25 protein-coding genes are annotated in these 22,808 nt (G+C 68.7%); 6 read left to right on the top strand and 19 right to left on the bottom strand.

Translation table 11 applies throughout. The features are described 5' to 3' along the window. Positions 1 to 6: 6 nt before the first annotated feature. On the bottom strand, positions 7 to 471 hold the full coding sequence (locus tag BM417_RS17700; RefSeq protein ID WP_245821974.1) for a hypothetical protein: 465 nt from the start codon (positions 469 to 471) through the stop codon (positions 7 to 9). 78 nt (positions 472 to 549) lie between these two features. On the opposite strand from BM417_RS17700, the gene BM417_RS17705 reads away from it, so the two are divergent. From BM417_RS17705 to BM417_RS17720, 4 genes are all read left to right on the top strand, one after another. Beyond that, positions 550 to 1,314, top strand: coding sequence for a DUF2470 domain-containing protein (locus tag BM417_RS17705; RefSeq protein WP_245821975.1), 765 nt, complete (start codon positions 550 to 552; stop codon positions 1,312 to 1,314). A 73-nt stretch (positions 1,315 to 1,387) separates the two neighbouring features. Then, positions 1,388 to 2,086, top strand: coding sequence for a CPBP family intramembrane glutamic endopeptidase (locus BM417_RS17710; RefSeq protein ID WP_093596142.1), 699 nt, complete (start codon positions 1,388 to 1,390; stop codon positions 2,084 to 2,086). 147 nt (positions 2,087 to 2,233) lie between these two features. Next, complete coding sequence (locus BM417_RS17715; RefSeq protein ID WP_093596145.1) at positions 2,234 to 3,421, top strand: arginine deiminase; 1,188 nt, start codon at positions 2,234 to 2,236, stop codon at positions 3,419 to 3,421. Positions 3,422 to 3,520: 99 nt separating this feature from the next. Continuing rightward, positions 3,521 to 4,081, top strand: a complete 561-nt coding sequence (locus BM417_RS17720; RefSeq protein WP_093594847.1) for a ferritin — start codon at positions 3,521 to 3,523, stop codon at positions 4,079 to 4,081. 68 nt (positions 4,082 to 4,149) lie between these two features. On the opposite strand, the gene BM417_RS17725 is transcribed toward BM417_RS17720, so the two are convergent. From BM417_RS17725 to BM417_RS17760, 8 genes are all read right to left on the bottom strand, one after another. Then, positions 4,150 to 5,283: an RNA polymerase sigma factor gene (locus BM417_RS17725; RefSeq protein ID WP_093594850.1), complete on the bottom strand. Its 1,134-nt coding sequence runs from the start codon at positions 5,281 to 5,283 to the stop codon at positions 4,150 to 4,152. Positions 5,284 to 5,286: 3 nt separating this feature from the next. Then, positions 5,287 to 5,694, bottom strand: coding sequence for a YciI family protein (locus tag BM417_RS17730; RefSeq protein WP_093594853.1), 408 nt, complete (start codon positions 5,692 to 5,694; stop codon positions 5,287 to 5,289). A 372-nt stretch (positions 5,695 to 6,066) separates the two neighbouring features. Further along, positions 6,067 to 6,660 carry a hypothetical protein gene (locus BM417_RS17735; protein WP_093594856.1) on the bottom strand — a complete coding sequence of 198 codons (594 nt, stop codon included), beginning with the start codon at positions 6,658 to 6,660 and terminating at the stop codon, positions 6,067 to 6,069. A 299-nt stretch (positions 6,661 to 6,959) separates the two neighbouring features. Next, complete coding sequence (locus BM417_RS17740; RefSeq protein WP_093594859.1) at positions 6,960 to 7,769, bottom strand: hypothetical protein; 810 nt, start codon at positions 7,767 to 7,769, stop codon at positions 6,960 to 6,962. Beyond that, positions 7,753 to 8,301, bottom strand: a complete 549-nt coding sequence (locus BM417_RS17745; protein WP_281251335.1) for a SigE family RNA polymerase sigma factor — start codon at positions 8,299 to 8,301, stop codon at positions 7,753 to 7,755. The genes BM417_RS17740 and BM417_RS17745 overlap by 17 nt, the downstream gene beginning before the upstream one ends. Positions 8,302 to 8,389: 88 nt before the next feature. After that, the gene (locus BM417_RS17750) at positions 8,390 to 8,728 is read right to left on the bottom strand and encodes a DUF952 domain-containing protein (RefSeq protein ID WP_093594862.1); all 339 of its coding nucleotides are present in this window, start codon (positions 8,726 to 8,728) and stop codon (positions 8,390 to 8,392) included. A 45-nt stretch (positions 8,729 to 8,773) separates the two neighbouring features. After that, on the bottom strand, positions 8,774 to 9,709 hold the full coding sequence (locus tag BM417_RS17755; protein WP_093594865.1) for a DUF5926 family protein: 936 nt from the start codon (positions 9,707 to 9,709) through the stop codon (positions 8,774 to 8,776). 27 nt (positions 9,710 to 9,736) lie between these two features. Further along, positions 9,737 to 10,477: a glycerophosphodiester phosphodiesterase gene (locus BM417_RS17760; RefSeq protein WP_245821976.1), complete on the bottom strand. Its 741-nt coding sequence runs from the start codon at positions 10,475 to 10,477 to the stop codon at positions 9,737 to 9,739. Between the two features lie 90 nt (positions 10,478 to 10,567). On the opposite strand from BM417_RS17760, the gene BM417_RS17765 reads away from it, so the two are divergent. Both BM417_RS17765 and BM417_RS17770 read left to right on the top strand, forming a co-directional pair. Continuing rightward, positions 10,568 to 11,755: a cytochrome P450 gene (locus BM417_RS17765; RefSeq protein ID WP_093594871.1), complete on the top strand. Its 1,188-nt coding sequence runs from the start codon at positions 10,568 to 10,570 to the stop codon at positions 11,753 to 11,755. A gap of 209 nt (positions 11,756 to 11,964) precedes the next feature. Continuing rightward, entirely contained in the window at positions 11,965 to 13,638 is a 1,674-nt protein-coding gene (locus BM417_RS17770) for an MSCRAMM family protein (RefSeq protein ID WP_143138693.1), read from the top strand. On the opposite strand, the gene BM417_RS17775 is transcribed toward BM417_RS17770, so the two are convergent. The 10 genes from BM417_RS17775 to BM417_RS17820 form a co-directional block, all read right to left on the bottom strand. After that, the gene (locus BM417_RS17775) at positions 13,635 to 14,603 is read right to left on the bottom strand and encodes a glycerophosphodiester phosphodiesterase (RefSeq protein WP_093594877.1); all 969 of its coding nucleotides are present in this window, start codon (positions 14,601 to 14,603) and stop codon (positions 13,635 to 13,637) included. The genes BM417_RS17770 and BM417_RS17775 overlap by 4 nt on opposite strands. A 67-nt stretch (positions 14,604 to 14,670) precedes the next feature. Continuing rightward, positions 14,671 to 15,576, bottom strand: coding sequence for a DUF4328 domain-containing protein (locus BM417_RS17780; RefSeq protein WP_245821977.1), 906 nt, complete (start codon positions 15,574 to 15,576; stop codon positions 14,671 to 14,673). A gap of 2 nt (positions 15,577 to 15,578) precedes the next feature. After that, the gene (locus BM417_RS17785) at positions 15,579 to 15,917 is read right to left on the bottom strand and encodes a rhodanese-like domain-containing protein (protein WP_245821978.1); all 339 of its coding nucleotides are present in this window, start codon (positions 15,915 to 15,917) and stop codon (positions 15,579 to 15,581) included. Between the two features lie 58 nt (positions 15,918 to 15,975). Then, positions 15,976 to 16,848, bottom strand: a complete 873-nt coding sequence (locus BM417_RS17790; RefSeq protein ID WP_093594884.1) for a hypothetical protein — start codon at positions 16,846 to 16,848, stop codon at positions 15,976 to 15,978. Then, a complete protein-coding gene (locus tag BM417_RS17795; RefSeq protein WP_093594887.1) occupies positions 16,848 to 17,339 on the bottom strand; it encodes a SigE family RNA polymerase sigma factor in 492 nt (163 codons plus the stop codon). The genes BM417_RS17790 and BM417_RS17795 overlap by 1 nt, the downstream gene beginning before the upstream one ends. A 118-nt stretch (positions 17,340 to 17,457) precedes the next feature. After that, positions 17,458 to 19,068: a solute symporter family protein gene (locus BM417_RS17800; protein ID WP_093594890.1), complete on the bottom strand. Its 1,611-nt coding sequence runs from the start codon at positions 19,066 to 19,068 to the stop codon at positions 17,458 to 17,460. Beyond that, on the bottom strand, positions 19,065 to 19,415 hold the full coding sequence (locus tag BM417_RS17805; protein WP_093594893.1) for a DUF485 domain-containing protein: 351 nt from the start codon (positions 19,413 to 19,415) through the stop codon (positions 19,065 to 19,067). Before BM417_RS17805 ends, BM417_RS17800 begins: the two co-directional genes overlap by 4 nt. A gap of 258 nt (positions 19,416 to 19,673) precedes the next feature. Then, a complete protein-coding gene (locus BM417_RS17810) occupies positions 19,674 to 21,473 on the bottom strand; it encodes a sodium/solute symporter (protein WP_093594896.1) in 1,800 nt (599 codons plus the stop codon). 1 nt (position 21,474) lies between these two features. Then, positions 21,475 to 21,903 (bottom strand): hypothetical protein, encoded by a 429-nt coding sequence (locus tag BM417_RS17815; protein ID WP_093594899.1) that lies wholly within the window; start codon positions 21,901 to 21,903, stop codon positions 21,475 to 21,477. Next, positions 21,900 to 22,766 carry a LytR/AlgR family response regulator transcription factor gene (locus BM417_RS17820; RefSeq protein WP_093594902.1) on the bottom strand — a complete coding sequence of 289 codons (867 nt, stop codon included), beginning with the start codon at positions 22,764 to 22,766 and terminating at the stop codon, positions 21,900 to 21,902. The genes BM417_RS17815 and BM417_RS17820 overlap by 4 nt, the downstream gene beginning before the upstream one ends. Between the last annotated feature and the right edge of the window lie 42 nt (positions 22,767 to 22,808).

A 22,808-nucleotide genomic window follows, 5' to 3' on the forward strand; every position in this document is an offset into this window, starting at 1 on the left:
AGATGATCATCGAAACACGCGGGCGGTGATGAGCCGCGGAACTCCCCTGAATGTCACAACGGTGTTCCCCGCGGCGTCCGGCGGCACGAACCACACGCGGCGGTGCCGGGCGATCCGTCCGCGCAGCAACGGACCCACTCTCACGGTCAGCAACAGCGGTGGTGACCCCAGCACCACCAACCGGCCGCCCTCCCACTGGGCCTGCGCGAAGATCCACGGCTCCCCTTCCGGCAAACGCACCGGGCGTCGTCGCGTGACCGTCCAGAGAACGGCCGCGGCGAAGAACAACAACACCAGCGCCACCGGTGAGGACCAGGACCACACGAGCACCAGGACGAACTGGAGCGCGAAGGCCGCACCGGCAACCACAGTCCACATCAGTGCACGGCGGCTCGCCCGGTCGACACAGTGCCGGGTCCACCGATCGTCGAGTGCCGTCACCTCGGTGGACGGCTTGTTGGGCACGACCACCCGTCCACCGTACAGGTGACGCTTCCCATGACGAGCCGAGCTAAGTTAGGCTTGCCTAACCTTCGAGGAGGTGCAGCGGTGACCGACACCCAGACCAAGCGCCCGCCGGCGCCGCACGCCGCAGAGCGCGCCCGCACGATCGCGGCCCGGCACGGCTCCGCCGCACTGCTTCCTCAGTCCGGTTCCCGCACCAGCCCGTTGTTCCACCACGTGCACCCGTGCGGCTCCACGATCCTGTTGCTGCCCGACGAACACCCGCTGGTCGGGCAGTTGTGGCAGACCCCGCGGGCCGAGGTGACGGCGATGCTGGAGATCGCCGACCATGCGCCGGTGCCGTTGCGCGAACCCGTCCGCGGCCTGCTGTGGCTCACGGGGTGGGTCACCGCGCTGGACGGCAAGGAGGCGCGCGACGAGATCCTCGCGGTCGCCGACGTGCGCCCGGACCACCGGTTGCTCGACGCGGGTCACGGCGCCTCGGTGCTGCGGCTCACACCCGCGTCGATGGTGATCGCGGACGCCGAGGGCACGTCGTCGATCAGGCCGGAGCAGTTCACGAGCGCGGCGCCGGATCCGTTCTGCGGCAACGAGGACAACTGGCTGCGGCACCTGGAGGCCGCGCACAGCGACGTCGTCGACCAGCTCGCCCGCCATCTGCCGGAGGAGCTGCGCGCCGGCAACGTCCGGCCGCTCGGGCTCGACCGGTTCGGGCTGCGGCTGCGGGTCGAGGCGGAGTGCGACGACCACGACGTGCGGATCGCGTTCTCCAAGCCGGTCAGCACTCCACAGGAACTCGCCGCCGAACTGAGGCGGTTGATGGGCTGCCCGTTCCTGTCCCAGAGGTAGCGTCTCGCTGGTGACCTTGATTCCCGCCGAAGAGAAGCGCGGTTACCAGCTCGAACTGCTGATCGTCTTCAGCATGACGCTCGGGCTGTCCGGGCTGCGCAGCCTCGTGCGGCTGATCGACAGCCTGCTCCAGCCGACGCCGCTCAACCAGCAGTCCGTCGCGATCAACGTCCCGCAGGCGCGCGCGGACCTGCTGGACCTCGTGGCGCAGCTGCTCGGCGTGCTCCAGCTCGCCGCGTGGGGCGGCATCGGGCTGTACCTGTTGTGGCGCACGGGAATCAAGCTGCGCGTCATCGGTCTCGACGGCACCCGCAAGCTCGCAGACTCGCTCGGCGCGCTGGGACTCGCCGCGATCATCGGCATTCCCGGTTTGGGGCTCTACTTCGCCGCCTGGGCGCTCGGGCTGAACCTCGCCGTCCAGCCGTCCACTTTGGACAACCAGTGGTGGATGAGCGTGGCGCTGATCCTCGCGGCCGCCGGCAACGCGTGGGCGGAGGAGGTGCTCGTCGTCGGGTACCTGATCACGCGGCTGCAGCAGCTCGGCTGGCGGCAGTACACGGCGCTGTTCGCGGCGGCCGTGCTGCGCGGTTCCTACCACCTCTACCAGGGCTTCGGCGGGTTCGTCGGCAACGTGGTCATGGGCCTGGTGTTCGGCTTCTACTGGCAGCGGACCAAACGGTTGTGGCCGTTGGTCATCGCCCACACCATCCTCGACGTCGTCGCGTTCATCGGCTACACAATGTTGCGCGGCAAAGTGAGCTGGTTGCCGTAACGATTCCACGGTAGATTCCATAATTTACCGCCATTCGTTGCGATTTTCAGCTCTCCGGCGGCGATTTGTGCTGTTCAGGGTTACGCTCGTCCGGTGACTGCGCACACGATCGCTGAGACCGAAGCACTTCCGGACGCCGCGCCCCGCGTGGACAGCGAGGTCGGCCCGTTGCGCACGGTGCTGCTGCACCGGCCGGGCAACGAGCTCAAGAGGCTCACCCCGCGCAACAACGACCAGCTGCTGTTCGACGGCGTGCCGTGGGTCGGCAGGGCCCAGGAGGAGCACGACGCGTTCGCCGCGACGCTGACCTCGAAGGGCGTCGAGGTCCTGCTGCTGGCCGACGTGCTGGTGCAGGCCCTGGAGGACAACCGGGCGCGCATCGCGGGCATCCACAGCGCCGTCAACGAGCGCCGCCTGGGCATCGACCTGGCCGACGCGCTGCGCAGCCACCTCACGTCGCTCGACGCGCCGCAGCTCGCGCAGGTGCTGATGACCGGCATGACGTTCGAGGAGATGCCGGCCGCCGAGGGCGCGTCGCTGGTGCGCAAGATGCACCTGCCGATCGACTTCGCCGTCGACCCGCTGCCGAACCTGCTCTTCACCCGCGACTCGTCGGTCTGGGTCGGCGACCGCGTGGCCATCACGTCGCTCGCGCTGCCCGCCCGCGACCGCGAGACGACGCTGACCGACCTGATCTACGCCTACCACCCGCGGTTCCGCCGCACGGGCCGCGCGTACGGCGCGCACTCGGCGCCGCTGGAAGGTGGCGACGTGCTGCTGCTCGCGCCGGGCGTGATCGCCATCGGCGTCGGCGAGCGCACCACCCCGGCGGGCGCGGAGTCGTTCGCCCGCTCCGCTCTCGCGGACGGCCTCGCGCACACGGTGCTGGCGGTGCCGATCGAGCAGGAACGCGCCACCATGCACCTCGACACCGTCTGCACGATGGTCGACCGCGACGCCGTGGTGATGTACCCGGCGATCCGCCACACGCTGACGGCCTACCCGTTGCGCGCCGACGGCGACGGTGGCGTGCGCGTGGACGGTCCCGTGCCGTTCCTGGAGGCGGCGGCCGAGGCGATGGGCATCGAACGACTGCGCGTGATCGACACGGGCCTCGACATCGTCACCGCCGAGCGCGAGCAGTGGGACGACGGCAACAACACCCTCGCGGTGGCTCCCGGCCTCGTCGTGGCGTACGAGCGCAACGTCGAGACGAACGAGCGCCTCGAAGAGGCGGGCGTCGAGGTGCTGCGGATCGCCGGTTCGGAGCTGGGCTCCGGCCGCGGCGGCCCCCGCTGCATGTCGTGCCCGATCGACCGCGCGCCATTGGTGTGATCATTAGGAATGCCTAACCTTTGTTTGGATCACCTTTCCAAACAAAGGTTAGCTTTTCCTGGAATGCGGCCGTCCCCGTTTTGGGTTAACGTACTCCGCATGGCCTCGAACGTGAAGAAGATTGCCCCGAAGAAGTCGAAGTTCCACGAGCTCCTGCAGGCCCAGGTCGGCAACGAGTTCTCCGCTTCGCAGCAGTACATCGCGCTCGCCGTGTGGTTCGACAACGAGGACCTCCCGCGCCTCGGGTCGCACTTCTACAAGCAGGCTCTCGAAGAGCGCAACCACGCGATGATGATCGTGCAGTTCCTCATGGACAACGACATCGCGGTCGCCATTCCTGGCGTCGACACGCCGTTCAACGAGTTCAAGTCGCCGCGTGACCTCGTCGACCTGGCCCTGCGCCAGGAGCAGCAGGTCACCGACCAGATCGTGGGCCTGGCCAAGGCCGCCCGCGAGGAGGGCGACTACATCGGCGAGCAGTTCATGCAGTGGTTCCTGAAGGAGCAGGTCGAGGAGGTCTCCTCGATGAAGACGCTGCTCACGATCATGGACCGCGCGGACGGCAACATGTTCTACGTGGAGACGTTCCTGACCCGCGAAAGCGTCGGCGACGAGGGTGGCGACTCGGGCGCCCCGACCGCGGCCGGCGGCAAGCTCTGACTTTTTCTTCGCACGCTTGAGTGCCTGATCCAAAGGACCGCCTCACCTAATCGGGTGAGGCGGTCCTTTCAGTTGTTGAGACGGGCCGCCTGCCGCGTCAGGTATTCCCGCTCGGCGAGGTTCGACGCTTTCTCCGCCGCTTCGACGTAGAGCTTCGCGGCCGTTCGCAGACTGCCGTCGCGCTCGTGGAGGTATGCGGCCACGGCCGAGTAGCGGGGCAGTGAGTCGTCCAGTTCCGCCAACGCTTTCAGCCCTGCGCGCGGTCCGTCGGCCTCGCCCACGGCCACCGCGCGGTTGAGCCGGACGACGGGACTGTCGGTGAGCTGGAGGAGTTCGTCGTACCACTCGACGATCTGGACCCAGTCGGTCTCCTCGGCCACCGGCGCGTCCGCGTGCAGCGCCGCGATGGCCGCCTGCGCCTGGAACTCCCCCAGCCGGTCCTGCGCGAGCGCTGCCTGCAGGATCTCGACGCCCTCGGCGATCAACCTCGTGTCCCACCTGCTCCGGTCCTGCTCGGCGAGCGGCACCAGGCTGCCGTTGCTCGCCGTCCGAGACGCGCGACGGGCGTGGTGCAGGAGCATGAGCGCGAGCAGCCCCGCGACCTCGGGGTGGTCGATCACCGCCGAGAGCTGACGCGTGAGCCGGATCGCCTCGGCGGCCAGGTCGATGTCGCCGGAGTAGCCCTCGTTGAAGACCAGGTAGAGCACGCGCAGCACGGTGGCGACGTCGCCGGGCTGGTCGAACCGCACGTCGCCGACCGTCTTCTTGGCCCGGCTGATGCGCTGGGCCATCGTGGCCTCCGGCACCAGGTAGGCCTGGGCGATCTGGCGGGTGGTCAGGCCGCCGACGGCCCTGAGCGTGAGCGCGACGGCCGACGACGGCGTGAGCGACGGGTGCGCGCACAGGAAGTAGAGCTGCAACGTGTCGTCGGTGTCCGACGCCGGGCCCTGCTCAGGTTCCGCGTCGATCACGTCCTCACGCCTGCGCCGAGCCGTTGCCGCCCTCGTCGCGTCGAGGAACTTGCGCCAGGCCGCCGTGACGAGCCAGCCCTTCGGATCTCGCGGCGGATCGTCCGGCCACACGCGGACGGCCTCCACCAGCGCGTCCTGCACGGCGTCCTCGGCCGCCGCGAAGTCGGCTCCGCGGCGGACGAGGATACCGAGCACGGCCGGCAGGAGGCTCCTGAGCAGCGCCTCGTCCACTTCTCACTCCGTGATCGTCGGCGCGTGACCGTAGAACGGGCGGATCTCCAGCCACTCGTGGATCGGCTTGCCGTCCTTGCCCGGCGCCGCCGACAGCTCCGCCGCGAGCTCGAGCGCCCGCTCGTAGCTGTCGGTGTCGATGATCATCCAGCCGGCGATGAGGTCCTTCGTCTCCGCGAACGGACCGTCGGTGACCGGAGGCCGGCCCTCGCCGTCGTACCGGACCCAGGTGCCCTCCTGCGCGAGTGCCCGCTCGTCGACGAACTCACCGGTGGTCCTGAGCCGGTCCGCGAAGTCGTTCATGTACTTCACGTGCGCGGTGATCTCGTCCTGCGTCCACTGGTCCATCGGCACGTCGTTCACCGCCGCAGGGGCGCCGCGGTAGTGCTTGAGCAGCAGGTACTTCGCCATCTCGGGTGTCTCCCTCGGTGCTGGTGCGACCCATCCTGGTCACTTCCACCGCGGGGACGGAGCCGAAACGCGGATCTCGACATCGCCGGCTGAAGATCTTCTCGGCCAGTGGCGTGGCCCAGAACGTTGCCGGGCGAATTCGCGGTCAGACGGGTGCATCGTGCCCTGCTGAGCGTGAATCACCCAGTCGGCGTTCTGGGTCGCGCCACTAGGGCCTGTATCGAGGTCTGGTTCGATGAGAGTCGCGCTTGAGGTGGTTCCTGGTGGTGCGGCCGAATGGCCCGCATACCGGTGTTGTATGTGGGTCGTTCGGCCGTGCCGCCAGGGGCCGCCTCGGGCCCGGCTGTCGCGGACCAGACTTCGATACAGGCCCTAGTTGTGGCACTCCTGGTCCTTGAGCGCGAGGTACGCCGCCCAGAGAGTCTTCTTCTCCTTGTCCACTCCGAAGACGAACGTCGCTGCCGGGTTGTTGTCGGCATCGGCGGCCCAGGTGTAGTTCGGGCCGACCGGCCTGAGGTTGGTGTACTCGGCCTTCAGCTTCTCCTCGGTCGCCCCGATGCCGACGCCGTCCGACGTCATCTCCGGGGTGAACGTGATGGAGGCGACGCCGAGCTTCTTGGAGATCGCCACGCCCTGATCGGTGCCGAGGATCTTGTGGCTCGTGCACGCGGAGTCCGGATGACTCCCCAGGTCAGGAGTGATCAGTTTGGTGTCGAGGGCCTGCTGGAGCGTCATGCCGAGCTTGAGCGGGCCGTAGCCGAACGAACCGATCACCGGCTTGGCCGGTGGTGGCGGCTGGTTGGTCACGGTCTGCGTCACGACTGTGGTGACCACCGCGGCCGGCGGCGTCGCCGTGCTGGACGACGTGGACGTGGCGGTGGCGTCTGGCGCGGGCGTCGGCGTGGACGTGCACGCGGACAGACCGAGAGCGGTGGCGATGACCACCAGAACAATGGAACGCTTCATTTTCTTTTCCCCCAGGAAAATTGTTCTTGCGCAGGTGCCGTGCCCGCCCCACCCCCAGCGGGGCGGGCACGGCGGTTCGGTGAGACTCAGAGAACTGCCATGGCGCAATCGACGTTGCCAGAGTTTTTCATTTCGATTCCCCCAGGTTTTTCTTGAGACACGACATAAGACGCCGGAATCACCTGATGGTTGCGAAGTAGTTCGTCACGGAAAAGTCACGGCACCGCCATCCGGAAATGGTTGCGCCGAAGTCCCGCCGCACCCCCAATGAGCGGCGGGACTTCAACAAGCTCGAATTGTCAGACGCCCGCGCAGTCGTTCGCATTCAGCCGCATGAACACGGTGGTCACCGTGCTGCCGTCGCTCTCGAAGATGTACGACCAGGCCGGTGTCGCGTTCATTTCCACGACCACGTTGGAACCGCTCTGCGTGGCATTCGCATAGGCGGTCTTGACGTCGGTGACCTTCGAGCCGACGCCGACGTTCTTGGGCGTCTTGGCGAAGCTCGCCAGCGTGATCCGCACGATTCCCCGCGCCGGCGAGATGATCACGGCGTTGCTGTCGGGCACCGACTTCGTCGCGTACGCCTTGCACCTGTTCTCGGGGTCGGCCGGGGTGCTCGGCTCGACCAGCGAGCCGGTCGCGAGCGCGTCGCCCTCGGACATCCCCAGCGAGAGCGATCCGTACCGGCCGGGCTGCGCCTCCGGTGTGGGCGGCGCCGGTGGAGGATCCGACTTCGGGTCGCTCCTGGTCCCGGTGCCGGGGGTGTCGGGATTGCCGCCGTTGGAGCTCGGCGGCGGGTTCGTCGTCACGATCACCGTCGAGGTGAACGTGCTGACCGACGTCTGGGGCGTAGTCGTCGAAGTGGTCGGGGTGGCCGTCGTCAGGTACGCGCTGACCGTGTCGTCCGACCTGGCCTTGCCCAGCTGGGCCAGCCCGATCCCGGCACCGACCAGGACGGCCACGGCGAACGCCCCGGTGATGGCGGCACGGCGGCGGCGAAGGCGGGCGGCACCGCGCACCACGGTCTCGGCGGCGACGGGTGGGGAGTGCACGTCGAGCCGATCATCGCTGAAGAGCTTGCGCAGCTGATCATCCAGTTCGTCCACCGGTCACTCCTTCCTTCGCCAAGCGTGTTCGCAGGCTCGCCATGGCCTTGCTGCTCTGACTCTTCACCGTGCCGCACGAGATTCCGAGCGCGTCCGCGATCTCGGCCTCGGAGAGGTTCTCGTAGTACCGCAGCACGACCACCGCGCGCTGCCGTGGCGGCAGGTCGCGCAGTGCCTGCCAGAGCGGTTCGTTCTCGAGCCGGCTCAGCTCGGGAGCCACGGCTCCGCTGTCGGGGAAGTCCGCCACGAGGCTCTCCCGGCGACGTCTGCGCCAGATGCTGATGTGCGTGTTCGCCATCGCCCTGCGGACGTACGCGAGCGGGTCGTCACCCTTGCGCTGCACGGCGGCCCAGCGCGAACCGACCTTCTCCAGCACGGCCTGCACCAGGTCGGCCGAGTCGTGCGGGTTTCCGGTCAGTGCGTGCCCGTAGCGCAGAAGTCCGGGCATGGACATGCGGACGAACTCAGCGAAGTCCCCCACGGCTTCCGCTCTTCCCCCGCCGCGCTCGGCGGCTGTCCCCAGTTGCAGCACCGCCGTCACGGCACACCCCCTCCCCCGAAGCAGCACACTGGCTTCGAGGGATGCACGCCTGGGCGGGCCGGACGGTTGCCACACTAAATCACAGAACGGCAACGGCTTCCGGCAGAACGAACGAACCGTCCCGTTCGCTGGGGAACTCGTGCACCTCGGTCACCGCGGCGACCGGAATCGGCCCGTAGACGTGCGGGAACCACAGCGGCGAATCCGCCACCGCCTCCCACCGGACGGGGACGCCCAGCAGCTTCGGGTCGACCACGAGCAGGAGCAGCCCGCTCTGCCCGGGGAAGAACTTGCCGGCCGTCACGTGCACGACGCCCCGGTCGGAGCAGTGCACGAACTCCTCACCCTCGGCGGGCGGGATCGACCCGGCCGACTGAGCAGCAGCCCAGTCGGCCGTCGTGATGATGTGCAGCAGCACTTATCCACAGCTCCCTGTGCACAACTATGTGGACAACCCTGTGGACTACCGCAGGGTGATCTGGCGGCCACGCAGGCCGTCACGGGCACGGCGCTCGGCGTCGCTCAGCGGCTCGTCGATGGCCAGGGCCTCCAGCAAGCGCTTGCCCAACGCCTCGGCCGGGTCGGCCCACTCGCGGGCGTGCATCTCGCGGTCGAGGTCCCAGACCGGCACGAGCAGGCCGTGCGCGCGGAACGAACCGGCGTAGCGGGAGCCCTCGCCGAGGTCGAGCTCGCCGCGGGCGACCAGGCGGGCCATCGCGGGCAGCAACTTCTCCTCGGGCTCCGGGCGGACCCAGCGCAGGTGCGCCTTGTCGCCCGCGTCGACCCAGTAGGCGGCCTTCACACCGGGAGCGTCGAGGCGCTCGGTCGGCAGGATCGCCGCGTTCGCCCGCTCCAGGGACAGCGCGACGTCGCCGGTCGGCTCGGTGCCCTCGGGCATCCACCACACGAAGTCGGTGTGCAGCACCGGCGTGATGTCGGCGTCCGTGTCGAGCAGGTCCTGCAGACGGCCGGGGTTGTCGCCGTTGTCCGGACCGACGACCGGCAGCACGTCACCGGTCTTCGCCTGCTGCGCCCACTGCAGCGCCCGCGCCAGGTCGCGGCTGATGTCGCCGGAGCGCGTCTGCACCTGAAGGCCGACGAACGGCACGTCGTCGCCGCGGATCAGGCCGGCGGCGGCCATCGGCAGCACGGTGGCGAGCGTGACCTCGCGGCCGTCCTTGACGGGCAGCTTCACGATCGCCGACGGCACGAACTCGCGCAGCGCGATCAGCTCGCACTCGGCGGCGAGGCCCTCGAACGGCCGGGACACGATGACGTCCGTCGCGCCGCCGGGTGCGCCGTGGCAGGCCTTGTAGCGCTTGCCGGACCCGCACGGGCAGGGCTGCTTCGGGTTGATCCCGTCCTTCGGTGCGTCCTTGACCGCGGTCCGCTTGGCCACCTTGGCCCTCCTCGTGCTCAGGCTTGTCTAGGTCGCCAAATTAGCCGTCAGCAGGCGGCGGGTGTTCGCCGGGGCATTGGTCGCGAGGTAACGGACCCCCAGGTCACGGCACAGCGCGACGTCCTCGGCGTTGTCCACCGTCCACACGTACGTCTCGTGACCGGCGCGCCTCGCCCGATCGACGTAGCCGGGGTCGTTGCGCAGCAGATGCAGGCCAGGCCCGGTGTAGTCGGCGAACGACGGCAACGCGCCGCTGCGGTACCGGCCGAGGCGGTCGAGCAGCAGCACCGTGCGGATGTCCGGCGCCTGCTCGCGGAACGCCCTCACCGCGGTCGGCGAGAACGACATCATGACGATCTGGTCGCCGAGCCCGTGCTTCTTCAACGCCTCGGCGAGCTTGCGTTCGACCTCGTTGCGATACCGGACCGGGTGCTTGGTCTCGACGAAGAGCTGCACGTTCTTGCCCTTGACCAGCTCCAGCAGCTCGTCCAGCACCAGCAGCCCGGCCGGCTGCCCGTGGCGGTGCCAGCTGCCGTAGTCGAACTTCCGCAGCTCTTCGAGCGAGAGCGCGCTGACCGTGCCACGGCCGTTCGACGTACGGGCGAGCGTGCGGTCGTGCACACACACGATCTCGCCGTCCTTCGACAGGCGGATGTCGCACTCGAGCCCGTCCGCACCCTCTTTGAGCGCGAGCTCGTAGGCCCCGATCGTGTGCTCGGGACGGTCGGTGGACGCGCCGCGGTGCGCGACGATCGCAGGCTGCTGCACAAGACCAAACGATAGTTCCTGCGCAACAATTTGAGTCATCAATCAAATGGACGTGGACGAAACGCCGATCGCGACTTACCGTCCCGCCTTGTGACGTTCGACCAGCGTGATCCCGCGTTCATCGCCGACCCGTACCCGGCCTTCGCCGCCCTCCGCGAAGCCGGTGAGGTGCATCACCACGAGCAGATGGGCGTCGCCGTCGCGGTCTCGCACGCGGCCTGTTCCGCAGTCCTGCGGCACCGCTCGCTGGGCCGGATCTGGTCGGACGTGAAGCCGGTCGAGCAGTTCATGGCCTTCAACCTCCTGCACCGCAACTCGCTGCTGGAGAACGAGCCGCCCACGCACACCCGCCTGCGCCGCCTGGTCGCCGCCGCGTTCGGCCGCGGACACGTCGAGCGGCTGCGCCCGTGGGTCGCCGACCTGGCCGACCGGCTCACCGACGAACTGGTCGCCAAGATCAAGGACCAGGGTCAGGCCGACCTGCTCGCGCACGTCGCCGCGCCCCTGCCGGTCGAGGTGATCGCCGAGCTGCTCGGCGTCCCGCAGCAGGACCGCTACCTGCTCCAGCCGTGGTCGAACGCCATCGTGAAGATGTACGAGTACGGCCTGCCCGCCGACCAGCAGGCCCTGGCCGAACGCGCCGCCACCGAGTTCGTCGCCTACCTGCGCGAGCTGATCGCGTTGCGCCGCAAGACCCCTGGCGCCGACCTCGTCTCCGACCTGGTCGCCGTCACCGACACGGACGGCGCCAGACTCACCGAGGACGAACTCGTCGCCACCGCCGTGCTCCTGCTGATGGCGGGCCACGAGGCCACGGTCAACGTGATCGGCAACGGCGTCTACGCCCTGATGCAGCACCGCTCGCAGTGGGAACGCCTCAGCCCCGAACTGATGCCCACGGCCGTAGAGGAGCTCATCCGCTACGACTCGCCGTTGCAGCTCTTCGAACGCACCGCCACCGAACGCGTGGAGATCGCCGGCCACGTCATCCAGCCCGGCGAGAAGATCGCCGCCCTGCTCGGCGCGGCCGCCCGCGACCCGCTGGTCTTCGAGAACCCGGACGTACTCGACATCGGCCGTGAGAAGAACCAGCACCTCGGCTTCGGCATGGGCATCCACTACTGCCTGGGCGCTCCGCTGGCCCGCATCGAGGTGGAGGCGGCGCTGTCCGCGTTGCACCGCAAGCTTCCCGGCGCGGTGCTGGCCGAGGAACCCAACCGCCGCGCCGAGTTCGTGATCCGCGGCCTGCACTCACTGCCACTCGGCAACGGAGCGTGACCGTCCGACCCGAGCACTTCGGCAGGTACATCGGCCTTGAATGAGTCAGTGGGCGGGCCGTTCTCGGTTCGCGTGCCTACTCTGACGATTCGGCCCCGCTCGACCGTTGATCGTCGCACCAACTCTCCCGCCCGGCCGCCACCCGTCCATTCGGACGCCGGCGCACGGTGCGGGGGCCGCAGCAGGCGTCCCCGCGCACTGGAGAGACCATGCGCAGACGTTTGATGATCGCGAGCGCCGCAGTCTCCGCCTTCGTTCTCGGCCTGCTCGGTCCCGCCGGCGTCGCCGTCGCGGGACCGGTCGGCACCGCCGCGGGCTTCGAGGACGACGACGCCAACCTCGCTCCACAGGCACCGATCAACTTCGACTGGAACAGCTTCTCGCCCGCCACCTGGACCGGCGCCGCGGGCGTCAGAACCGCGAGCAAGGTGACCTCCGGCTGGACCTTCACCGGTCTGGAGGACCGGCAGGCGACCACCACCGACTCCGGTTTCGCCGGTGGTACCAAGCAGGACAACGTCTGCCCGACCGTGGGCACGCAGAAGGCGTCCAACAAGGACGATCTCAAGCGGATCTACGTCGCGAGCAAGACCGTTGGCAGCAACGTGTTCCTGACGCTCGCGTGGGTGCGCATCCCGCAGAACACCACGTCCTCGTCGGCGCACGTCGCGTTCGAGTTCAACAAGGGCACCACGTCCTGTGGCGCGTCCGGGCTCGTGCAGCGCACCGCGGGCGACATGCTGATCGTCTACGACTTCGAGGGCGGCGGCACACCGGTGCTGAAGCTGTCCCGCTGGATCTCCTCGGGTGCGTGCGAGGTCGGCAGCAACTCGGCGCCCTGCTGGGGCGTCGCCACCACGCTGTCCAGTGGCGTGGCCGAGGCCCAGGTCAACTCGGCGTCGACCGCCCAGGACACCGTCGCACCGGCGACCGAGACGCTCGGGCTGCAGGAGTTCGGCGAGGCCGGCATCAACCTGACCGCCGCCGGCGTCTTCGCACCCGGTGTCTGCGAGGGCTTCGGCAAGGCCTACGCCGTCAGCCGCAGCTCCGGCCAGTCGTCGACCGCGCAGATGAAGGACCTGGTCGGGCCGGGCAACGTCAACATCCGCAACTGCGGTTCCGTCGCCGTCACCAAGCTCGGCAGCGACGGCGGCAGCCAGGCCGGCGCCGTCTTCACGCTGTACTCCGGCACCGGAACCGGCGGCACGGTGATCGGCACCTGCACCGTGCAGGCGAGCGGCGCGTGCACCCCGCTGTTCGCCGACCTTCCCGTCGGCACCTACACCCTGGACGAGACGACGGTTCCGGCCGGATACGACAAGGATCCGACCCTGCCGTTCACGTTCAGCGTCGCGGCCGGGGAGAGCAAGTCGCTGACGTTCACCGACCCGGCACGACCGGCGACCGTGAACGTGCAGAAGAAGGACGACGCCAACGCACCCGTGCCCGGCGCGGTCTTCACGCTCTCCCAGGGCGCCACCGTGATCGGCACGTGCACGACCGACGCGGCCGGCGTGTGCCAGCCGCCGTTCACGAACCTGCCGGCCGGCACGTACACGATCGACGAGACGACCACCCCGACCGGCTACGCGAAGGACGCGTCACTGCCGCTGACCTTCAGCGTCGCCCGCGGCGAGACGAAGAACCTCAGCTTCACGAACCCGAGGACCTTCAAGGTGATCGTGCTCGTCTGCCGCGAGGCCGACAGCAAGCTGTACCCGAGCCCGGTCACGATCGACGGTCAGGCCGCGGGCAGCACCCTGTCCTCGGCGCAGGCGTCGGCAGCCGGGTTGGGCGAAGCGGCACTGTGCGGCATCGCGACCGGTCAGCGCGGCGGTCTGCTCACCGGCGACCACTCCGCCGATCCGATCGGGATCGGCTAACGCCGCGGATAACGCTTGGGCAGCTTGAACCCGCGCTCCTTCAGCACCTTCCGCAGGCGATCCGGGTAGTCGGTGATCAGGCCGTCGACCCCGGTGTCGATCACCTCGTGCATCCGTGACTCCTCATCCACGGTCCACGGGATGACGGCGAGGCCCTGTCCGTGGGCTTCGGTGACCAGTGCCTTCGTGGTCATCGTGTGCACCGGGGACAGGGCCTTCGCGCCGAAGCTCTTCACCGCTTTCGCCACGCTGCCGCCGAAGTCGGCGAGTTCGAGGCCGCCCGTCCACGGCGAGCCCGGCCGCAGGAACTCCGGCTGCGTCAGCGCCACCAGCGGGATGCGCGGCTCGACCTCGCGCAGCCGCATCAACGTGCCCCAGTCGAAGGACTGGACGGTCACGTTCGACAGGAAGCCCGAGCGGCGGATCTCCCGGACGGCGCGCTGCACGAACTGCTCGCGCGGCGCGGTCTCGTGCGGGGCGGCGGCCTCGACCTTGGTCTCGATGTTGAAGCGGATGCCCCACGCGCGGTGCTTGCGCGCCAGGTCGAACAACTCGTCCAGCGTGGGCATGCGAGCGCCCGGCGAGAGTTCCTGATCGGGGTACTGCGACCACCTCGTGCTGCCGCAGTCCAGCGTCCTCACCTGGGCGAACGTCAGGTCCTTCACGTACTTGCCGGCGTAGGGGAACTCGGGATCGCCGGGGAACGCGGGCTTCGTGTCCAGGCACTTCGCCGGGTTCGTCTTGCGGTCGTGGGTGATGACCTCACGACCGTCCCTGGTGATCTGGAGGTCGAGCTCCAGGGTCGTCACGCCGAGTTCGAGCGCCTTGCCGAACGCCTTGAGCGTGCTCTCCACGGTCAGGCCGATGCCGCCGCGGTGTGCCTGGAGGTCGAACTCCCTGTGGTGCGCCTGGGCGACGCCAGGGGTGGCCATTGCGATCACCAGAGCCCCGATGAGTGTCCGCATTCACCCAACCTGGCACGCCGGGAAGCACCCCGGCAGGTCCAGCAGGGCGAACGTCGGTTGAACAGAGTCAGCGGGGCGAGCCGGACGCGCGGACCGACCGCAGCGGCGGTTCAGGGGCGTCCTTGACCTCGACGACGCGCATCAGCCGGACGGACGCGGCGTCCACCGGCAGCAGCAGCGTGGTGATCCGCCGGACGACCAGCGCCGTCGTCACCGCGACACCGGCGAGCACGAAGTCGGCGAGCGCGTGCAGCAGCACGCCGTCCGCGAGCGCCTGGGTGCTGTCCCGGAACGACCACAGGACCGCGATCACGAACATCAGCCCCGAGCCGACCCACAGCCCCCACCACCAGCGCAGGAGCTTCGACGGACGGGGACGTTCGCCGGCGGGCCTGCGGGCCACGGCGTGTTCGAGCTCGGCCAGCACGGAGCCGGGCACCACGAGGTTCATGCCGGGCACGACCAGCCCGATCAACGCGGCCCGATCGGAACGCGACGGCCCGTAGCCCACGAGCGTCGCGGCCACGTTCCGCGCGCGCCGCACCCACAGCAGCGTGAGGATCAACGCCAACGCGCAGCCGGTGATCGCGATCGCCGACGAGGACACCACCAGGGCGTCCGACGCGCTGACCACGCCCGGCGACAGCGCGCCGTACCGGCTCATCGCGACCAGCACGTAGCGCCAGATCTCGGAGAACGCTCCCCACAGGGCGACGAAGCCGAGCAGCCAGAGCGAGTTCTGCGCGGTGCGGCCCAGCCGGCGCACGCCGTCGACCGAGTCGGCCTGCTCGACCGTGCCGGGCACGGCCGTGGGCCAGCGCCACGCCAGCAGCGGGAAACCCCAGCGCGGCGGGACCGGGTAGTTCGGCGGACCGCCGTAGGACAGCCGCTGCGACCGGTTCTGCGGTTGCGGGTAGGCGCCGGGTGGCGGAGTCGCCACCCAGTCCACGCGCATCGGCTGCAGCGGCTGCACGATCAGATGACCTCGGGCGCCATGCCGTCGGCGCCGCCCTCGAGAGGACGACCGGCGGCCTCCCAGTGCTGCATGCCACCCTCGACGTTGACGGCCTCCCAGCCGTTGTCGTTGAGGTACTGGGTCACCCGGGCCGAACGGCCACCGGCGCGGCACACGACGTAGAGCTGCACGTCGTTCGGCACCTCTTCGAGACGGGCACCGATCTCGCTCATCGGGACGTGCAGCGCGCCGGGCGCGTGGCCGGCGTCCCACTCGTCCTGCTCGCGCACGTCCAGCAGTACGGCGCCCTCGGGCAGCTGTGCCGGAACGTCGGCGATCTCCACGCTTGGAACAGTCACGTCGTAGATGTTGCCATGCCGGAGGTTGCACGGACGTGAACCTCCGGCATGGCACACCTCAGACCCCCTCCGCGATGATGGGCCCGAGCCTGGAGAACTGCTCGTCGGTCAGCGGCAGCGTCGGACGCCTCGTGACGTCAGGGTTCGCCGGGTTGTGGGCGGCGACGTCCCCGCTTCTGTGGTTGCGCTGTTCGATCTGGATCAGCAGGCCGTCCTTGCGGTACACGGCGAGCGCCTGGCGGATCGCCTGCAACGGCTCGACAGGCCTCACCGCGTGCAGTTGCACGACCGAGCCGTCCGGCTGAACGAGCCGTCGGGCGGGCTCGCAGTCTCCGGTCTCCCACAGCCCGTCGTCCGCGCTCGCCTGCGGTGTACCGGCGAACCTGGCGGCCCAGACCATTACGCTGCCGGTTCCGCTGGAGTCGGACACGTCGAACTCGAAGAAGACGTTGGACGGGAAGCCCGTCACAGTGCCGATGGTCATCTCCGGCACGAGCTTCTGCACCTGGTCGCGCCACTTCGCGACGAGCTCGGGGGCCAGCGGCTGCGCCCCGAGGCCCCGCTCCCGCGGCACGGACGGCGCCTTGACGGTGCACAGGGGGATGTTGATCGCGGCCCCGCCCGCGCTCGCCGTGGGTGTCCACGTCCCGTACGGGGTCCGGGCCGGCGTGTTGACCCGCGGCCACCCCACCGAGTGCTCCACGGTGGCAGGACCGTGGTTCGGCTGGTCCGCCGGCTCCGGCGGTGCGGCCTGGTTCAGCGTGGTGGCACCGATGCCGATGCCGGCGACCACCGCGAACACCCCCAGCACGGCGCCCGCGCGCTGGGCGAACACCCGGCGGCGGCCGCGCTTGAGCACGTGGTCCAGCGTTGTCGTAGGGGGCGGAGCGGAGACGTCGAGAGCTCCGCGCAGCTCGTCTTCGATGTTCATCAACCACACTCCGAGTTGACCGGTTCGCCGTACGCCTCGCGGAGCGTCGCCAAACCCCTGGCTGTCTGACTTTTGACGTTGCCCACCGAGCAGCCCAGCTCAGCGGCCGTCTGCTCGATCGACAGGTCGTGCACGAAACGCAGCACGAGCGCGGCCCGCTGTTTCGGCGCCACCTGTTGCAGCGCCGCGTTCAGCCGGGCATCGGGATCGGTGAAACCGCCGCTGACGCCGTGTTCGGGCAGGTCGGCGACGGGGCGTTCGCGCTCGCGGCCACGACGCCTGCTGTCGAGGAACAGGCGCGTCACGATGGTGCGGACGTAGCCCTCCGCCGTTTCGCGCCTGATGCTCGGCCATTTCGCGTACGCCTTCACGAAAGCGTTCTGCGCGAGCTCTTCCGCCTCCGACCAGTCGGCGCACAACGCGTACGCCGTGCGCCGGGCCCAGTCGAATCTGCTCGTGAAGAACTCCGAGAACTCCTCGTCTCGTCGCACTCCGGTCCCCCAAGCTTGTGCCGCGTTCGCAGTCAATACGCGGACGGCCCTGCCAGGGTTGCACACACGAAAAACGGGCCGCCCCCGTGAAGGACGGCCCGTTCTCTTCGAACAGTGACTAGTGCGCGATGGCCTTCTCGGCGCCCGCACCGGTGAGGGAGCGGACCTCCATCTCGGCCTGCTTGACGGGGTCGGCCTTGTCCTTCGACAGGATCGTGCCGATGTAGCCGAGCAGGAACGCGACGGGGATCGAGACGATGCCGGGGTTCGACAGCGGGAACAGGTGGAAGTCGGAGTTCTTGAACATCGAGGTCGGCGTACCGGAGACGGCGGGCGACAGGACGATCAGGGTGATCGTCACGATCAGACCGCCGTAGATGCTCCACAGCGCGCCCGAGGTGTTGAACCTCTTCCAGAACAGCGAGTAGAGGATCGTCGGCAGGTTCGCCGAGGCGGCGACCGCGAAGGCCAGCGCCACGAGGAACGCGATGTTCTGGCCGTTGGCGACGATGCCACCACCGATGGACACCAGACCGATGACGATCGCGGTGATGCGGGCGATCTTCACCTCGTCGGTCTTGTCCTCGGCGTCACCGTTGCCGTTGTCCTTGCCCTTCTTGATGATGTTGGCGTAGATGTCGTGTGCGAACGACGCCGACGCCGTGATCGTCAAGCCCGCCACGACCGCGAGGATCGTCGCGAAGGCGACCGCCGCGATCAGGCCCAGCAGGATCGGGCCACCCAGTTCCAGCGCGAGCAGCGGGGCGGCCGAGTTGGCCTTGCCGGGAGCCGCGTTGATCTTGTCCGGACCGACGAGCGCGCCGGCGCCGTAGCCCAGGACCAGGGTGAACAGGTAGAAGATGCCGATCAGCCAGATGGCCCACACGACCGAGCGACGGGCTTCCTTCGCCGTCGGCACGGTGTAGAAGCGCATCAGGATGTGCGGCAGACCCGCGGTGCCGAGCACCAGGGCCAGGGCCAGCGAGAGGAAGTCCAGCTTGCTGGTGCCGGTCTTGCCGTACTGCAGGCCGGGGCCGAGCAGCTTCTCGCCGGCCTTGGGCGCGGCGTCGACAGCGGCGCCGAGCAGCGAGGACAGGTTGAAGCCGTACTTGCCGAGCACCCAGACGGTCATGATGCCCGCACCGGCGATCAGCAGGACCGCCTTGATGATCTGCACCCAGGTGGTGCCCTTCATGCCGCCGATGAGGACGTAGGCGATCATGAGGGCGCCGACCACGGCGATGACGATCGCCTGGCCACCGCTGCCCGTGATGCCGAGCAGCAGGGCGACGAGACCACCGGCACCGGCCATCTGGGCCAGCAGGTAGAAGAACGAGACGGCCATGGTCGACGTGGCCGCCGCCGCGCGGACCGGACGCTGGCGCATCCGGAAGCTCAGCACGTCGCCCATCGTGTACTTGCCGGTGTTGCGCAGCAGTTCGGCGACCAGCAGCAGCGCGACGAGCCACGCCACCAGGAAGCCGATCGAGTACAGGAAGCCGTCGTAGCCGTTGAGCGCGATGGCACCCGCGATGCCGAGGAACGACGCGGCGGACAGGTAGTCACCCGCGATCGCGATGCCGTTCTGCGGACCCGTGAACGCACGACCGGCGGCCAGGTAGTCGGCGGCGGTCTTGTTGTTCCGGCTCGCCCGGATGACCACGAACAGCGTGATCAGGACGAAGACGCCGAAGATGCTGATGTTGAGGATCGGGCTGGACTCGTTCACTTGCCGTCTCCCTCGATCTCGTTGCGGAGCTTCTCCGCCAGCGGGTCGAGGTTCTTGTTCGCGTGCCGCACGTACAGCGTCGTGATGACGAACGTCGACACGAACTGCAGCAGGCCGAAGATGAGCCCGACGTTGATGTTGCCGAACACCTTGGTGGACATGAAGCCGTGCGCGTAGTCCGCGAGCAGCACGTACAGCAGGTACCACGCGAGGAACAGGCCGGAGACGGGGAATACGAACTTGCGCAGTCGATGCTTCAGCTCGGCGAAGTCATCACTCGCTTGGACGTCGACCCACTTTTGTGCTTCTGGGGACGACTCAGACGGGGTGTGTTCAACGCTGCTCACAGTCCCCTCCTCGCGGTACTCGTCGTAGGTGTCAGCAACGTGACGTGCACGTAATGCCTCCAGGTGCGGTCTGTTCTTGGTCAGGAACCGTATGGAGACTTGAGTCACTCAGGTAAGACCCCGTTCGTGCCGTTGCGCCCAGCAGTCGGGTGATGCGACGAACGGTCAGTATGCGTAGACGAACAGCACTCTGCGTGACGGCAATCACCGTTCACCGATTCGAGTGACCAATTTTCACCCATTTGAAACGATGGCTACTCACCGTGTCCGGCCAGCTCCCCTGCGCTTGTCCTCGGCCTGCCGGGCCTTCTCCTCGGCGGTCCCGAAGCGGGCGATGTCGCGGTCGCGGATGAAGCCCAGCGGGTCGGGAGCGTGCAGCCGCAGCAGGATCTGGCTGACGTCCGCAGGCACTCGTCTGCGGGTCGCCTTGCTGACCATGATCATGATGATGAACGCCACCGGCACCGTGATCAGCGCAGGTTGGGTGATGAACGCGGGCGCCCAGCGGCCGGTGTAGGAGCTCACGACGCTCACGACCTGAGCGGTGATGACCATGCCGCCGCCGACCACGAGCCCGCAGACCGCGCCCACCCAGGTGAGTCCCCTCCACCAGATGCCGAGGACCAGAAGCGGGCAGAACGTCGACGCCGCCAGGGCGAAGGACATGGCCACGGTCAGTGACGCATCGGAGCGTGGAAGCAGCAGAGCAAGACCGATTGCGACGAGTCCGGTGAACACAGTTGCCCACCGGAAGTCACGAACCTTGCCCGGCATGATGTCCGTCGAAACCACTCCGGCGACCGACACGACGAGGCCGGACGAGGTCGACAGGAACGCCGCGAACGCGCCCGCCGCGACGATCGCGCCGACGATCTGACCGCCCAGGTTCGGCAGCATCGTCTCCGGCAGCATCAGCACCGCCGCGTCGGTCTTCCCGTTCACCAGCAGCTGCGGCAGGTAGAGCCGCGACAGCACGCCCAGCACCGTCGGGAAGATGTAGAACAGGCCCAGCAGGTAGAGCACGTGCAACGCCGTGCGCCGGGCCGCCTTGCCGTCCGGGTTGGTGTAGAAGCGGACCAGGACGTGCGGCAGGCCCATCGTGCCGAGGAACGTCGCGAAGATCAGCGAGTACGTCCTGATCAGCTCGGAGATGCCGCCGGTCTGCGGCCGTGTCCAGTCGTAGTTGGTCGTCGGCGAGCCCTCGACCACCGGCACCGGGCTGCCCGCGGCGAACTCCATCGTCGTACCGGGGCTCAGCTCGTAGACGCCGCGGCCCCAGAAGACCGCCCCGTCCGCGTTCCTGCCGTCGATCTGGCCATTCACCTTCAACGTCAGCGGCTCGTCGACGCGAACCTTCACGACCTGCTCCGCCACGGTGATCGACTCGGCCTTCGGGAACCGGACCACGCCGTCGTCGCTGATCGGCTGCGTGCCGCGGTCGGGAGAGGCCAGGAACACCACGAAGAGCACGAACGTGGGCGCGGCGATCGCGAAGAGCTTGCCCCAGTACTGGAACGCCTGCACGAGCGTGATCGCGCGCATGCCGCCACCCAGCACGTTGATCACCACGATGACCGTGACGATCAGGCCGCCGAACCACGCGGGCAGGCCGGTGATCGTGGTCAGCGTCAGACCGGCGGACTGCAACTGCGGCACCAGGTACAGCACACCGATGCACACCACGAAGAACGTGCTGAAGTGCCGCACGTTCGACGATCCCAGCCGGGCCTCGGCGAAGTCGGGCAACGTGTAGGCACCGGAACGTCGCAGGGGTGCGGCGACGAACAGCAGCAGCGCGAGGTAACCGGCGGTGAAGCCGACCGGGTACCAGAGGGCGTCGACGCCGTCCTTGAGCACGAGCCCCGCGACGCCGAGGAACGACGCCGCGGACAGGTACTCGCCGGAGATCGCGGCGGCGTTGCGGGTGGCCGGGATCGCGCGGCGCGCCACCAGGAAGTCCGGGGTGGTGTTCGCCTTGCGCGACCCGACATAGCCGAGCAGGAACGTCACGGCCGCAACGGCGACGATGGCGCTGAGGCTCCAGATGGTGGCGTTCACGTCAGCGGTCGACCATGTTCACGAAGTCGCGCTCGTGCCGTTCGGCCTGCCTGCGGAAGACCCACCCGACGCCGTAGAGGATCGGGAAGGGCGCGAGTCCGAGCACGAGCCAGGGGATGGGGATGCCGAGGATCTTGAGATCCCCGATCGACGGGACCAGGTAGAACGTGACCGGCAGCAGGCACATGCCGATCAGGACCGCGAAGGCGAGCCCGAACGCGGACTTCAGCTGCTGCCGGATGAGGTCGCGGACCAGCTTCTCACCGACGCTGGTCTGCTCTTCGAGCTCGATGATCGTGCGCAACGCCTTGCCGCGCGACTTCGTGGAGTCCGCGAGCACGACCCTGCGGCGGCGTGGCCTGCTGCCCTGCTCGCCGAGCCAGGCCTCACGGGCGGGCTGCTCCGGCTTCCCCGCGTCGTGCCTGCTCACCAGCCGCTCTTCGGCGGTCGCACGATCCGCTCCTTGAGCTCCTTGGTGCGCCGGCGGCTGACCGGGAGCTCCTTGGCACCCTCACCGGTGCCGATGACGACCGCGTAGCCGTTCGCCGTCATCCGCAGCTCGCTCACCAGTGGCAACGCCACCAGGTACGAGCGGTGGATGCGCACGAAACCCGCGTTGGCCCAGCGTTCTTCGAGCTGCGCGAGCGGGATGCGGACGAGGTGGCTGCCGTCCTGGGTGTGCAGGCGGGCGTAGTCGCCCTGGGCCTCGACGTACCGCACGGACGCGCGCGGCACGAGCTTGATGGTGCCGCCGAGCTCGACGGGGATGACCTCGTCGTCGGTCGGTTCGGCGGGGTTCTGGGCCGTGGGACTCGACGAGGCCGTCGGTGCCGCTGTGCGTCCCACCCGGTCCGCGACCCGCGAGATCGCCTTGAGGACGCGCTCCTCGTTGATCGGCTTGTTGATGAAGTCGAGCGCGCCGACGTCGAACGCCGTGACGAGCGCGTCGCGTTCCTCGACGCCTGTCACGAAAACGAGCGCGGGCGGGTACCTGAACGCGCTGAGCACCCGCGCGAGATCCATTCCGGACAGTCCGGGCATGTTGATGTCCGCGAACACCGCGTCGACCGGCGGCAGGCCGGCCTTGGTCCTCGCCATGACCTCCTGCTCGTAGTCACCCCTCAGGATGCGCAGGGCCTCGGCGGCGTCGAACGCCGTGAGGACGCGCCGGATGTGAGGGCTGCTCTCGAGCAGGAACTTGATCTCGCTCAGGCCAGGAGCCTCGTCATCGACTGCGAGGACGAGGAGACCGGCGTTGTCTTGGGTACTCACTGTGTCGGGCATCTTGCCCATCAATGTGCGGTCATGTCTACGCCGGGGTAGGCCTCGACACGC

This window comes from Lentzea waywayandensis, from assembly GCF_900115955.1.
Lineage (GTDB): Bacteria > Actinomycetota > Actinomycetes > Mycobacteriales > Pseudonocardiaceae > Lentzea > Lentzea waywayandensis.